The organism is Candidatus Hecatella orcuttiae, assembly GCF_002009985.1.
Classification (GTDB): Archaea; Thermoproteota; Bathyarchaeia; order Hecatellales; family Hecatellaceae; genus Hecatella; species Hecatella orcuttiae.
The window spans coordinates 917,877-931,204 of sequence record NZ_MTLX02000005.1; the positions used below are offsets into that span (position 1 = coordinate 917,877).

Annotated in this window: 13 protein-coding genes and 1 tRNA gene; 10 read left to right on the forward strand and 4 right to left on the reverse strand. The window is 55.1% G+C overall.

Annotated features, from left to right (window positions below):
- Window positions 1-50 precede the first annotated feature (50 nt).
- A complete protein-coding gene (locus BWM17_RS07745; protein WP_309493356.1) occupies window positions 51-1,424 on the forward strand; it encodes a monomethylamine:corrinoid methyltransferase in 1,374 nt (457 codons plus the stop codon).
- Between the two features lie 91 nt (window positions 1,425-1,515).
- The gene (locus BWM17_RS07750) at window positions 1,516-2,634 is read left to right on the forward strand and encodes a BMP family protein (RefSeq protein ID WP_309493357.1); all 1,119 of its coding nucleotides are present in this window, start codon (window positions 1,516-1,518) and stop codon (window positions 2,632-2,634) included.
- An 86-nt stretch (window positions 2,635-2,720) separates the two neighbouring features.
- On the opposite strand, the gene BWM17_RS07755 is transcribed toward BWM17_RS07750, so the two are convergent.
- Together BWM17_RS07755 and BWM17_RS07760 are read right to left on the reverse strand one after the other, a co-directional pair.
- The gene (locus tag BWM17_RS07755; RefSeq protein ID WP_309493358.1) at window positions 2,721-3,644 is read right to left on the reverse strand and encodes an ABC transporter permease; all 924 of its coding nucleotides are present in this window, start codon (window positions 3,642-3,644) and stop codon (window positions 2,721-2,723) included.
- Window positions 3,645-3,660: 16 nt separating this feature from the next.
- Window positions 3,661-4,674, reverse strand: a complete 1,014-nt coding sequence (locus BWM17_RS07760) for an ABC transporter permease (RefSeq protein ID WP_309493359.1) — start codon at window positions 4,672-4,674, stop codon at window positions 3,661-3,663.
- A 275-nt stretch (window positions 4,675-4,949) separates the two neighbouring features.
- On the opposite strand from BWM17_RS07760, the gene BWM17_RS07765 reads away from it, so the two are divergent.
- Window positions 4,950-5,612 (forward strand): corrinoid protein, encoded by a 663-nt coding sequence (locus tag BWM17_RS07765; RefSeq protein WP_309493360.1) that lies wholly within the window; start codon window positions 4,950-4,952, stop codon window positions 5,610-5,612.
- Window positions 5,613-5,620: 8 nt separating this feature from the next.
- Here the strand turns inward: BWM17_RS07765 and BWM17_RS07770 are convergent, their stop codons facing one another.
- Entirely contained in the window at window positions 5,621-6,673 is a 1,053-nt protein-coding gene (locus BWM17_RS07770; protein WP_309493361.1) for a uroporphyrinogen decarboxylase family protein, read from the reverse strand.
- A 97-nt stretch (window positions 6,674-6,770) separates the two neighbouring features.
- Between BWM17_RS07770 and BWM17_RS07775 the strand changes: the two genes are divergently transcribed.
- The 7 genes from BWM17_RS07775 (at window position 6,771) to BWM17_RS07805 (ending at window position 12,703) form a co-directional block, all read left to right on the forward strand.
- Window positions 6,771-6,866, forward strand: a tRNA-Ile gene (locus BWM17_RS07775).
- Between the two features lie 212 nt (window positions 6,867-7,078).
- Entirely contained in the window at window positions 7,079-7,648 is a 570-nt protein-coding gene (locus BWM17_RS07780; protein WP_309493362.1) for a flavin reductase family protein, read from the forward strand.
- An 85-nt stretch (window positions 7,649-7,733) separates the two neighbouring features.
- Window positions 7,734-8,972: an amidohydrolase family protein gene (locus BWM17_RS07785; RefSeq protein WP_309493363.1), complete on the forward strand. Its 1,239-nt coding sequence runs from the start codon at window positions 7,734-7,736 to the stop codon at window positions 8,970-8,972.
- Window positions 8,969-9,640, forward strand: coding sequence for a 2,5-diamino-6-(ribosylamino)-4(3H)-pyrimidinone 5'-phosphate reductase (locus BWM17_RS07790; RefSeq protein ID WP_309493757.1), 672 nt, complete (start codon window positions 8,969-8,971; stop codon window positions 9,638-9,640). The genes BWM17_RS07785 and BWM17_RS07790 overlap by 4 nt, the downstream gene beginning before the upstream one ends.
- A 15-nt stretch (window positions 9,641-9,655) precedes the next feature.
- Window positions 9,656-10,900 carry a 7,8-didemethyl-8-hydroxy-5-deazariboflavin synthase CofG gene (gene cofG / locus BWM17_RS07795; protein WP_309493364.1) on the forward strand — a complete coding sequence of 415 codons (1,245 nt, stop codon included), beginning with the start codon at window positions 9,656-9,658 and terminating at the stop codon, window positions 10,898-10,900.
- Between the two features lie 3 nt (window positions 10,901-10,903).
- The gene (gene cofH / locus BWM17_RS07800; protein ID WP_309493365.1) at window positions 10,904-12,076 is read left to right on the forward strand and encodes a 5-amino-6-(D-ribitylamino)uracil--L-tyrosine 4-hydroxyphenyl transferase CofH; all 1,173 of its coding nucleotides are present in this window, start codon (window positions 10,904-10,906) and stop codon (window positions 12,074-12,076) included.
- Window positions 12,077-12,232: 156 nt separating this feature from the next.
- Window positions 12,233-12,703 carry a cyclic nucleotide-binding/CBS domain-containing protein gene (locus BWM17_RS07805; protein ID WP_309493366.1) on the forward strand — a complete coding sequence of 157 codons (471 nt, stop codon included), beginning with the start codon at window positions 12,233-12,235 and terminating at the stop codon, window positions 12,701-12,703.
- 62 nt (window positions 12,704-12,765) lie between these two features.
- On the opposite strand, the gene BWM17_RS07810 is transcribed toward BWM17_RS07805, so the two are convergent.
- Window positions 12,766-13,275, reverse strand: a complete 510-nt coding sequence (locus BWM17_RS07810; RefSeq protein ID WP_309493367.1) for an HAD-IIIA family hydrolase — start codon at window positions 13,273-13,275, stop codon at window positions 12,766-12,768.
- Window positions 13,276-13,328: the final 53 nt, after the last annotated feature.

The window sequence follows — 13,328 nt, forward strand, 5'->3', positions numbered from 1 at the left end:
TATCTGTAGATCGACAAGAGTAAACGTCTAACAATTGTCGGTGGTTTCGTGTGGTAAGTTTTCTTGAAGTCTTAGACAGAGCTCACAGCGGCCCCGTGTGCGAAGTAGGTGAATGGGATAAGAGAGTGATACCAGGGAAGATCATGGAGAAGCTTAAGGAACACGGGCTATCGCGAACATGCAGCCCTGAAAACCCTGTCAACACGGATGATGGTTTGGCAGATAAGTTCTGGGAAGCCGGCTTCGAGTTCGCCGTGGAGACGGGAATGCTCTGCATCAACACAGAGAGAGTCATAAAGTTCAGTGAAGAAGAAGTCAAAGAAGCCCTGCGGCTGGCTCCCAAAGAAATCACGGTAGGGGAGAGCAGCGACAAGGTGGTGATAAGAGCCCGAAGGCCAGAGGACCCTAGGCCGCCGGTTTTCAGGTCGGGGTTTGGAATAGTCTCCGAGGAGCTTTTCATGCCCATAATGCAGGGCATCGCTGAAAACAGGGTTATAGACATGTTGTCCGCGCTTTCCACATCCACAACCCACGGTCGACCTGTCATAGCAGGCTCACCCTACGAGTCCCTCGCAGGCCTCAACGAGGGAGCTGCTGTGAAGGAAGTGGCGAGGCGGGTAGGCCGGCCGGGCATCCCTTTCATAGGCCCAGCCCTCAGCCCCACAGAATACGGTCTGCTGGGCGGATATGGAGCACCTCACAGCTACACGCGGAACGACATGGGGCTGGTCCTCGCCATCACGGAGTTGAAAACCTCCTACGGCTTACTGCATAAGGTTGTCAAGGTTCAAAGCTATGGAGGCTATGTTTACGGAAACCACTGGTCCATGATAGGCGGCTACGTAGGCCCGCCTGAGGGAGCGGCTGTGGCGGCTGTGGCCGCTACGCTGCTTCAAGTCCTAGTGCACAGGTGCGCTGTTCCCTGCGGGGTGATTTACGATTTCAGGTATGACGGCAACGTAGGCCGGGAAGCCGTGTGGGCTGCCAGCGTGGTGGAGCAGGGGGAAAGCCGAAACACCCAGCTCTTGATAGGGGGAATAACCAGCCAGGTTTCAGGCCCGTGCACGGAGGAAATCCTCTACGAAATGGCCGTGGGAGCCATCGAACAGGCTGTGTCCGGGTGCGCAGCCAACATAGGAAACCGCTCCGCGGGAGGAAAACACAAAGACCACGTAAGCCCGCTGGAGCAGAAGTTCGGCGCAGAGGTTGTCAAGGCATGTGCGGGGATGAAACGCTCAGACGCCAATGAGGCTGTGAAGGCCCTTCTGCCGAAATATGAAAGCAAGCTGAGAAATCCTCCGCTGGGTAAAACCTTCCCGGAATGCTACGATGTGAAAACCCTCAAACCCAAGGACGATTGGCTCAGCATCTACAAAAAAGTGAAAAGAGAACTGGTGGACCTAGGCGTACCTTTAGACGTTTAAACATCCTGAAACCGGATCTCCGACAAATCCGGTGAAAATTTAAATACCAGAATCCCTAAACAGAATGCGTTTAAAGGAGGATTTTGATCTCATGGCAACCCAAACATCCAGAAGAAGTGCTCTTAAATACGGTGTTGCTGCGGTTGTGGCTGTGGTGGTGGCTGGTGTGGGCGGTTACGCCGCCTGGCAGGCTACAAGGCCGGCTCCAGCCCCCACACCGACGCCTGCACCGACGCCTACGCCGACGCCCACACCCACGCCAACACCGGCACCTACCCCCACACCAACACCGACACCGACACCCACACCCGCGCCTACTCCAATAAAAGTTGCAATGTCCTTGGATGCGGGAGCCGATATACCGGGATGGAGCCATTCAGGATATCTCGCTTTGAAACATGTGGAAGAGAAGTTTGGAGCGGAGATTTCGTATTCTGAATTCATACCTTTCGCTGACGCTGAACGGGATTTGAAACAGTTTGCCGCCGCGGGATTCGACCTAGTTTGGGGCCACGGAGGCCAGTATGACGACGCGGCGGCTAGGGCGGCTGAGGAGTTTCCGGACACCTATTTTATGACCACTGGCTGCCGGACGTCTGCCCCTAATCTCCGAGCCTATGATCCAAAGTGGCATGAAATGACATACTTAGGCGGATTGTTGGCGGGTTTGATGACGAAAACCGGCAAGATAGGTGTGGTCAACGGAGGGGAGTTCCCGGTTATAAAAATGCTCACCAACGGCTTCATCTTGGGAGTGGAGGCGGCTAACCCTCAAGCGGAAGTGATAGTCTCCTACGTGGGGTCTTTCATCGAGCCGGTTAAGGGAAAAGACTTCGCTACCTCTCAGATAAACGCTGGAAGCGACATCATCGCCTCCTGGGCCGGTTTCTCCTCCACTGGAATCTTCGAAGCCGCGCGCGAACGGGAAGGAATTTACGTGGTATCAGAGCATCAAGACTACTTTGAAATGGGTAAAGACGTGTCCATCGCCACCTACGTCTTCAACTTCATTCCGCTGCTCGAGGAAACTGTTCAAAGCATCCTAGAAAACAACTTTCAAGGAGGCACGTTTACGCCTGGAATAAAAGAGGGAGTTCTTGACCTTCGCATAAACACAGAGCTGGTTCCCTCGGACATAGCAGAGACCGTGATGAAGGCGAGGCAGGATATCATCGACGGTGTGCTCGTGGTACCGGAAATATGGGATTAACGTCGGAAGGAACTAAACACCTAGAAAACGGAAGCAGAGGCCGTAGGTGCTAACCTACCTACCTTTTTTTATAAAGGGCTCTTGGATTATCTTGCTCTCTTGTATGGAACGGTTAGAGCTTTTGGGAATTCGGCTTTTCTGCCTATGGCGACCATCATCGATATTGTCAGAAGATACGGCAGCATGGACAAGAATTGATACGGCACCATCACTCCCAATGCTTGAATGTGTATTTGAAGGGCTTCAGCCCCCCCGAAGATGAGCGCCCCTAAAATTGCGCGGGCAGGATTCCACTTGCTGAAGACCACGATTGCTATGGCTATGAACCCTCGACCTGCCACCATGTTGTGGGTGAACAGCCCCACATGGGCGATGCTCAGGTAGCAGCCTCCTAAGCCGGCCATGGCTGCGCTTACAAGGATGGTGATAGACCTAACCCAGTTTACGTTAATAGCTGCATTTTCCGCAGCCAACGGGTTTTCTCCCACCGCTCGGATGTTTAAGCCGAATGTTGTTTTGAACAAAATTAACCAGAAAAGGGCGACAGCTAATATTGAAGCGTACACCAGAAAGTTCTGCTGAAACAGGACAGGGCCTATGAAAGGCAGCTTACTGAGGTATGGCACTGGAATTGCCTCCAACGTCTTTATGGTGGGGAATTGAGGTAAACCTGCAACATACCATTTCAGCAGGAAAGTGGAGGCTCCCAGTCCCAGAAGCCAAATTCCAACCCCGTTGATCACCTGGTCAACGTGTAGCAGGATGACGATGACGAGGGTTGCTAAGCCGAAAAGTAGCCCGCCTGCAAGGGCTGCTCCTAAGCCGATGTAGGGGCTGCCTGTGATGTGTGTTGCTATGAGGCCTAGGGAGGCGCCCATCAGCATTATTCCCTCTATCCCCAAATTGAGCACACCGGATCGTTGGGACAAAGTCTCTCCAAGGGCGGGCAGTAGAATGGGAACCATCATGTGAACGGCGGTGGCGAGGACGAACACTATAAACTCTGACATTCTCGCATACCTCCCTTTAGAACAATTTCATCTTCTCCATCATCGAGTCGATGCCCAGCATGAAAATCAGAATGAAAGCTTGGAGGACGTACATGAAAGCGCCAGGTATGACGGTCATGGAGGTCATGGCGGAGCTGCCGACTATCAGTCCTCCGAAGAAAATGCCTGTGAGAACCACTGCGATGGGATGCAGCCTGCCGAGCAGGGCGACGATGATGGCGAAATATCCGTAGCCGGGGGAGATGTTGTTAACCAGCCGGTAATGGACACCGGACACTTCTCCCATTCCCGCCATCCCTGCCAAGCCTCCGCTGAGGATCACAGCATATATGGTGTATCTGGTGACGTTTATCCCGCCGTATCTGGCAGCTAGAGGATTGGAGCCGGTAGACCTTATTCTGTACCCGAAGATCGTTTTCTGCAGAACCAAGTACACGAGTATGGAGAGGGCAACCGCCACGATGAAGCCTGCATGCAACCTTGTTCCCGGGATCAATTTCGGTAACTGTGCAGCTGGTAGGATGGGAGGTGTACGGGGGAAAAGGGCGCCCTCCTCTTTTAACAAGTCTTCCACCAGAAAGCTCACAAACAGAAGTGCTATGAAGTTCATCATCAAGGTGGTGATTATCTCATTCACCTGCAGTTTAGCCTTCAAGTATCCGGGGATCACTCCCCACATTGCACCCGCCATGAAGCTGGCAGAAAATAGCAGGGGAAGCATAAGGCTGAAAGGTGCTTTAACACTCATTCCAAGCCAAGCGGCGATGGCGGCTCCTAGGAGCAGTTGACCCTCCGCCCCAATGTTCCAAAATTTACATCTGAAGGCTACAATTATCCCTAAGGCTGCTAAGATGAGAGGTGTAGCCACGGTTAAGGTTTCAGCCACCCCGTAAAGAGAACCGAAGGCGTTGGAAAAAAAGACCCCATATGCCATCATGGGGTCTACTCCCATGGCTGCGATGAGAAAAGCGGAGGCTGCGAACGCTAAACCTATTTCCGCCACGATGGCGAGGATCTTTCTTCCTTTCATCTAACTCATCATCAACGGTTTTACCTTTTCTAACTTTATTATAGGGAATTTAAGGTTTTCCAAAAAAAATCGGCAGACATATTCAGCCGTCTTCAACTCCCATGGAGAAACTATAAAAAACCAGCTCTACCTGTCTGGGTTTCGGAAAGGCTTAAATCACTCTAACAGCAAGAGGCTTTCAACACCATGTCTACAATCGGTTGCCTTCAACAATTTGAAGGAGCAAAGCCGAAGGCGAACACCATCCATTAACCAGCGGGATAGGGGGAGTTACCGTGAAGTCAAAAAGGCATCAAAAATCAGGTGAAGTACTGGGGAAGGTCAACAGCTGCATAGTCAACTTCGACGTGGAAGGCCTCCGGCAGGCCTGCCGGGAAGCCTTAGACGAAGGCATCCCTCCTGCTGAAATTTTTAGGGAAATGGCGAGGGGCATGGAGGTCATCGGCCGGAATTACGAACGTGGAGAATACTACCTTTCTGAGCTGATCGCAGCAGGGGAGACCATGAAGGAGGGAATGCGGATAGTGGAGCCGCATCTTAAAACTGCCGATTACAAAGCAGCGGGCAAGGTGCTCATAGGAACGGTTAAGGGAGACCTTCATGACATAGGAAAAGACATAGTCATAGCGCTTCTGAAGTCCGCAGGCTTTGAGGTCGTCGACCTAGGCATAGACGTGCCTTCGGAGAAGTTCGTGGAGGAGGTTCGCAGGGTTAAACCCGACATCCTCGGACTGTCCGGCTTACTGACGCCTTCCATGATGGAAATGGAAAACGTCATCCGAAGGCTTACTCAGGAAGGCCTCAGGGAAAAAGTCAAGGTCATCCTCGGCGGCTATCCCATCAAAGAAGATTTCGCCCGGAAGGTGGGAGCCGACGCCGGCGTGAACGACGTGGCTTTAGGCGTGAAAATCTGCAAAGAGTGGATTAAATCCAAATAGCCTTGCCTTTAACGGTATTTCCCATATTCTTCGGCTGCCTGAATCAGCGCGTCTAGGTTCTCCGGAGGGGTGTTGGCTGTGACCTCGCAGGAAGAACTCAGGATGAAGCGCCCCCCGGGGGATGTCTCCAAGACGCAGGCCTTTGCCATCTGAAAGACTTCCTCCTTTGGGCTGAAGGCGAGTTTGAAGCTGTCGATGTTGCCTGAAACGCAGACCTTGTTTTCGGTGATCCTCTTAGCCTCCGCCAAGTTTACCTCCGACTCCAAGCTTAGAGTCGAAGCTCCTGTCTCAGCCATTTTTTTGAGAATGGGCTTGGTGTTTCCGCAAATGTGAAGGATCACCCCTGCGCCGAGTCTTTTGAATTCCGCTATGAGCCTTCGCAGATAAGGGAAGGAATACTCTTCAAACCGGGCTGGGGAAACCACTTGGGGTGAGGCGGTGGGCTCGAATATCATAAGGGACTTTACCCCGCCGACTTCGATCTGAGCTTTCCCCCACTCCATCAGAAATTCGGTTGAAAACTCGACGACCTCCTTGCAGAAACCTGGGTTCCTGATGAGGTCGAGCAGAAAGTCTTTAGGCCCGCGTAGGATGGCGGCGAAGGACAGCGGCCCTTGGAAGCCGCCCCCCACCGATATGGTTCCCTCTGTTTTCTCACGGAGGATCCGCTGGCATTCCAGCACCACGGGCATGCGTCCGTCTTTCCTCGGATCAGGTATGCGAAGATTTTTGAGGTCGGAGTAGTTCTTTATCGCCGGCTCTTTAGCGAATATCACGTGGCCGTCCTCTATTATGACCTTGCAGCCCATTTCATCAGCCCCTAGGGAGGCGTAGGTTACCGCTCCGATGGCGTCGTAGCCGTGTCTTCTCCATGTGGCCAGAACTCCCTCCGCCATTTTATTCGGGTCTGAGACAAGCTTGGGGAGGGGTATGCGGGTAAAGGCTGAGATGTATTGGTGGCCTACTCCGGGGATGACTGGCACACGGTCTGGTAGCTCTCCCCGCACAGTCCGAAGAACCCTTTCCAGCGGAGTCATATCCTTCAACTTGATACCTTCCATTTTCTGGACGATTTAACTTTTTAAAGTTACCTGTGCAACAGACATAAAGCAAAAAAGGATCTTTTAAGAGTTAAGAGAAACAGACAGACCAGCCCACGGGCCGGTAGCTCAGCTTGGCTGGAGCGTTCGGCTGATAGGATGAAACGGCTCCGACACCGAAAGGTCGCCGGTTCAAATCCGGCCCGGCCCACCAAACAGCCTAGAGAGTTCGAGAATTTCAATGATTCTGCTTTTTCGTGCAGTAGGCTGAAAACCGGAGAGCATCTCAGAAACGTCCAGTATTTCTCCGCTCAACATGAAGGCATTCCTTTGCTGGGAACAGGATGCCTTGGTCTCTTTGCAGGTTAGAGGAGGTAAAAGCTTAACTTATTCACCCCTCAATTAGTTTGGCTTGAGGGGGATTCCATGGGCTCTGTGAAAGTAGACGTGCCCACGCACTGCGTTCACAGGCTTCTCTACCCTAGGAGCCTTGTCCTAGTCAGTTGTGTCGATGGGGAGGGTAAGGCTAACATCATCACCTTAGCTTGGTCTATGCCCACTTCCTTCAACCCGCCCAAGGCCGCTGTCAGCGTGGGGTTAGGCCGGTATACCCACCGTATTTTAGAGGAAACACGGGAATTCGTGGTCAACATTCCCACCATGAGGCTTTTGAGGCAGGTTCTCTTCTGCGGCAGCGTCTCAGGGCGGAGGAGAGATAAGTTTAAGGAAGCCGGCCTCACCCCCCAGCCGGCTCGGAGGGTGAGAGCCCCCATCGTCGGCGAATGCGTCGCCCACTTGGAATGCAAGCTCAGCCAAGCTCTGACCACCGGGGACCACACTATCTTTGTAGGCGATGTCCTCGAAGCCTACGCGGACCAAGGGGTCTTCCGTGAAAAATACTTGTTGGAGAACGCGGAGATCATCCTCCAAGTGGGGGAAGGCGACTTCCAGTCTTTAAAACCCCAGCCGGGAAGGGCGTGGTCTCCAAAAACTTAAATTTCCCAGACCCTTAGGGGTCATAAACCATGCCGCCGGGTCCACCTGCAACCCCAGCTGCCTTGTTCACGTGAGGGGCGTTTCCTTGAAGGTTGTTGAAGGAGCCATCTTACTGGTGGGGGAGGAACTCCACCCCATGGAAGGCGGCTACCTAGCCTTCGAAGGCGACCGGATATGCGAGGTGGGGAAAGGCAGCTTCAAAGGGCAGTGTGAAGGGAGACTGGACGCCCGAGGCCTCATCGGCATCCCCGGGCTTATCAACGCCCACATCCACGTAGGGGACTCCGCCTTCAAGGAGCAGGGGTCAGGCCTCAGCCTAGAAGCCTTGGTGAGGCCTCCTCAAGGGCTCAAACATAGGCTTCTCCGAGAAACCTCCCGGGAGCAAATTCTCCGCCATATGAGGGGGACGTTGGAGGACATGCTCTCCGCGGGGGTCACCGCCTTCGCCGACTTCAGGGAGGGGGGGATGCCCGGGGTTCAACTCCTCCGGGAGGCTTTGAGAGGCCTGAAAATCCGCCCCATAATTCTGGGCAGGCCTCAGCACCATTGGGGGGAGGAAGACCTAGAAGCCAACCGCGCCAAACTTCCGGAGGAGGCCGTGGAAGAAGCGGCGGCCATCTTGGAGTCAGCGGAAGGCCTAGGCCTCAGCAGCCCCAACGAGTTCACAGACCCAAGCCTCCTTCAGATTTCAACCCTCCTCCAAGGCCGGGGAAAACTCTTGGCAACCCACGCTGCGGAAGACCCTGAGGCTGAGGGGAAATCCAAGGCTAGGACAGGGCTGGGGGAAGTGGAGAGGGCTGTTAAGCTGTTGAAAGCCAGCTTTCTGATTCATCTCACCCACGCCCGCAGCGGGGATTTCGCTCTCCTCTCCGAGCGCAGGGTAGGCGCCGTGGTCTGTCCGAGGGCGAATGCTGTTTTAGGCTTGGGCTTCCCTCCGGTTAGGAGGTTGATGGATTCAGGGGTTACGGTGGCGCTGGGAACAGACAACGTCATGGTGAACTCTCCGGACATGTTCAGGGAAATGGATTTTCTCTCCAAGACCGTGAAGGCTTTGGAGAAGTCTCCAGCCGCCGTGAAGCCGGAGGAAATCCTCCAGATGGCTACGGTTAACGCTGCCAAGGTCCTGGGGCTCGGGGAGTCCCTAGGCTCCCTTCAACCGGGAAAGCTGGCTGACGTAGTATTCATCGACGCTCAAGCCGCCAACCTAGCGCCGGCCCGCAGCCCCGCTGCCTCCGTAGTCCACCGGGCTAGGGGGGATAACGTTAAACTGGTCTTGGTGGGGGGCGAGGTAGCCGTTAACAAACTGGGGAGGAAACCTTGGTGAAGCCTCCTGCCCAGCGGCCCTATGTGATTTTGAACGCAGCCATGAGCTTAGACGGCAAGATAGCCAGTCGGCGGGGGGACTCAGCCCTCTCCAGCCCCGAGGACTGGAGGCGGGTTCACCGGCTGAGGCGGAGGGTTGACGCCATCATGATAGGCATCAACACTCTCTTGGTAGACGATCCCAAGCTGACGGTTAAAGGGCCTAGGGCGGTTGGGGTTCCTCTGAAAATAGTGGTGGACAGTCGAGCGCGCACTCCCCCCGACGCCAAAATCCTAACCCACACTCACAAGGGAGGTGTGTTGATAGCCGTCGGCGGCAGGGCGCCGGAGACCCGTGTTAAAGCTTTAAGGAAGGCGGGAGCTCAGGTCCTCAGAGCCGGGGAGACGGAGAAGGTGAACTTGAAGCTTCTTCTAAAGAAGTTGGGGAAAATGGGGGTTAAGACCGTCCTTTTAGAGGGGGGAGGCACCCTTAACTGGGGGATGGTGAAAGCAGGCTTGGTGGACGAGGTTCAGGTTGCCATTGCCCCCTACTTGGTGGGAGGCAGAGAGGCGGTGAGCTTGGTGGAGGGAGAAGGCTTCCCCACCATCCGGGAAAGCTTTAAACTCCGCTTCTCAGGAATGGAGAAAGCGGGAGAAGACATCGTGTTGAAATTCAGGAAAACCCGGTGAAAGAGGCGTTCGCCTTTGAAGCCTTCCATTCCCGCAATTCTCACCCGAAGTTTGAAGACGGAAAGCCCTCCGGATTCGAAGGGAGCCGTGGGGGAGGTTCTATCCAAGGCTTTGGGGGGCGAAGGCCTCAGCGTGGAGGACGGCTGCGTGCTTCTGGAGGCAGAACCCCATGAGCTACCCGCCGTCTTCGGCGCGGCTTGGAAAGTGAGAAGGAAGGCCAAGGGTAGGAAGATGACCTACTCCCGGAAGGTTTTCATCCCCCTCACGCGGCTGTGCCGCAATGCCTGCGCCTACTGCGGCTTCAGAAGACCGCCCTCCCCTAGAAGCCGCTTGTTTCTAAAGCCTGAAGAGGTCTTGAAGATAGCAGCAGCCGGAAGGAACGCGGGGTGCACCGAGGCTCTTTTCACCCTGGGGGAGAAGCCTGAGGAGAAATATCCTGAAGCGGAAAAGGCCTTAAGCCGAATGGGCTACAGCAGCACTCTCGACTATTTGGCGGACCTCTGCCAAGCTGTCCATGAGAAGACAGGCCTCCTCCCCCACAGCAACCCCGGAGTCCTGTCCCTCAAAGAGATGGCGGCCTTAAGGGAGGTCAACGTCAGCATGGGCCTCATGCTGGAGAACATCAGCCCCCGCCTCTGCCAACCTGGAGGTCCCCACGAATTCAGCCCTGGGAAACACCCCCACCTCCGGCTGGCTACCTTAGAGCATGCAGGCAAGCTTAGGGTGGCCTTCACCACCGGACTGCTTTTCGGGATTGGTGAGAAACCTCGGGAACTGGTCGAGTCGCTTTCCGTCATTTCCAAGCTTAACCGGGAATACGGCCACGTTCAAGAGGTAATTTTGCAGCCCTTCGCCGCCAAGCCTAGAACCCCCATGGGCGATCACCCTGAGCCTGAGGGGCTGGAGACCCTGCGGGTGTTAGCCGTTTCAAGGTTGGTCTTGGGCGGGGAGATGAATCTTCAGGTGCCTCCCAACCTCGCTGCCTCTGTCGCCTCCGCTCTTCCCTTGGCGGGGGCTAACGATTGGGGAGGCGTCTCCCCCGTCACCTTAGACCATGTGAACCCTGAAAAGGCTTGGCCCAGCATCCCTAAGCTTCGAAGGATAACGGAAGGCTGCGGCTTGGAGCTCAGGCAGAGGTTGCCTGTCTACCCGGAGTACGTGGTTGACAAGCCTGAGTTCATCCCTGAAGCTCTGAAGCCGACGGTTCTAGGTCTAGTTGATGGGGAAGGCTACGTGCGAAGGGAAAAGGAGGCCGGTTAGGGCGTGGAGGCTAGGCCTAGGCTGAGGGAGCTTCAAGCCTTTAAGGAAAACTTCCTCGCCTCCCTAGACTCGGGAACAGCTGAGGTCTTGAATAAAGCGTTGGGAGGAGGAGAGTTGACGGAGGAGGAAGCCTCCTGCCTCCTTCAAGCTCGAGGGCTGGAGCTTCACGCGTTGATCCTCGCGGCCGACTGGGTTAGGCGGCGGAGGGTGGGGGACATCGTCACCTACGTGGTCAACTGGAACATCAACTTCACCAACATCTGCGGCACCGGCTGCCGGTTCTGCGCCTTCAGCCGAAGCCCCCGCGACCCCGAAGCTTACTTGCTCTCCCCCGCTCAGGTAGCCGCGAAGGCGGAGGAGGCTTGGAGGCAAGGGGCCACGGAGGTTTGCATCCAAGGCGGCCTTCACCCCGAGGTGGACCTAGGCTTTTATGAGGCCTTGTTGAGGGCGGTGAAGAGAACTGTGCCCTCCATCCACATTCACGCTTTCTCCCCCATGGAGGTGGTTTACGCTGCCTCCAAGGGAGGGCTTGGTCTGGAGGAAACCTTGAGGCGTCTCAAGGAGGCGGGCTTGGATAGCATGCCCGGCACCGCGGCGGAGGTCTTGGTGGATGAAGTCAGGAGGGTAGTGTGCCCTGAAAAAATCAGCGTGGGAAAATGGGTTCAAGTGGTGGAAACCGCCCACAGGCTGGGCATCCCCACCACGGCCACCATCATGTACGGTCATGTGGAAAGCCCCATCCATCAAGCCCGGCATCTGGCTGTGGTTCGGGAGGTTCAGAAGAAAACTCGAGGCTTCACCGAATTCATCCCCCTCACTTTCATCCCTTGGAAGACAGCTCTTTTCAGAGAAGGAGACAGCAAGGCTGGAGCCACTGGAGCTGAGGACCTGAGGATGTACGCTGTTTCAAGGCTGATGCTGGCGGGGTGGGTGGACAACATCCAAGTCTCCTGGGTTAAACTAGGCCCCAAACTGGCTCAGGTGGCCCTCAACGCTGGGGCTAACGACCTAGGAGGAACCTTGATGGAGGAGAACATCTCTAGGGCTGCGGGAGCCAGCTCAGGACAGTGCCTACTTCCCGAGGAAATGGAGCGGATGATAAGAGACTTGGGTAGGATTCCAGCCCAACGAACCACCACCTACCAGCTGGTTACCGGTTGGAGGCCTCCCAGCTGAGCAGCCTCCCTTCATGGGGGGACGTTTTCAAGAAGCTGAGGTGTTAGGAATGGTTTTCGATTTCCTTTTTTAGAGTACCCGACTATCAACTAGGAGTTAAAAGGCTGGAGGGAATCCGGCAGGCTTAAAGTTTAAAAGTGTCCCCTGCGAGGTGGTATGCGGGAAATTTTTATGGCGGAAAAAATCCCTGAAATGCCCTCAGCGGCTAGGCTTCTGATGAAGGCGGACATACCCGCCGCTGAATCCACTGCCTCCGTCTTGGAGGTGGCTAGGATGATGAGGGAAAACCGTCTGAGAAACGTCTTCATCTTGAAAGCCGGAAAGCCTGTGGGAATTCTGAGGGACAACGACTTGGTGACCAAGGTGATGGCGCTTCAGAAAGACCCTGCGGCCTTGAAGGCGGAGGAAGTAATGGACTCCTTCATCCCCGTGGTGGAGCCGGATACGGGGATCTCCGACATCGCAAAGCTGATGGCTGACAGCGGCACGCGAAGAGTTTTGGTGGTGGAGAAGGGGAAAACCGTGGGGTCCATAACCGCCGGAGACTTGCTTCACTTCATAGCCTTCGTCTCCCGGGGAGAATGGATGCGGCTGCAGAGAACCAAAACTCAAACGCTGGAAGAATAGCCCCCCGGGGGCTTAGCAGCATCTCCAGCGGGAAAAGGCTGGAATGCTTGAGGTGACTTTGTTTAACCTTTTTCTCCGATTTCCTCAATTATTTTTAGGACTTCATCCAAGCTTCTGACTGTGAAGTCGGGTTTTTTCTCCTCACTGTCTATGGAGTCCGGATACCGGTTGTTCCACTTGAAGAGAATGCTTCTCATGCCCGCCCTCTTCGCGCCGACCACGTCAGCGTCCACCCTGTTTCCCACCATGACGGCTTCCTCAGGCTTCACCCCCAGCCGCTCCAAGGCTATCTGGAAGATGCGGGGGTCCGGCTTCTCGATGCCCACATCCCCGGAGATGACCACCACGTCAAAGGAGTTCGTTAAACCACTGGAAGCCATAACCCTCCGAGTTCCCACACTGTCCCCGTTGCAGACGAGGGCAAGCCGGTAGCCTTTTTCCTTGAGGGCTTTAAGCAGCTGGAAGGCTCCCTGCACTGGGGAGCCGCTGAGAGCCCGGCCGTCTGGCTCTCGGACAACGCTTTCTTCGTCGATCAAAGTGTCTCCCAAGTCTAAGCACACTGCTTTAATCACACCGCATCTCCTCCCATCGGCAGAATGGGAAGTATTGGATGTTCTTTCCCATA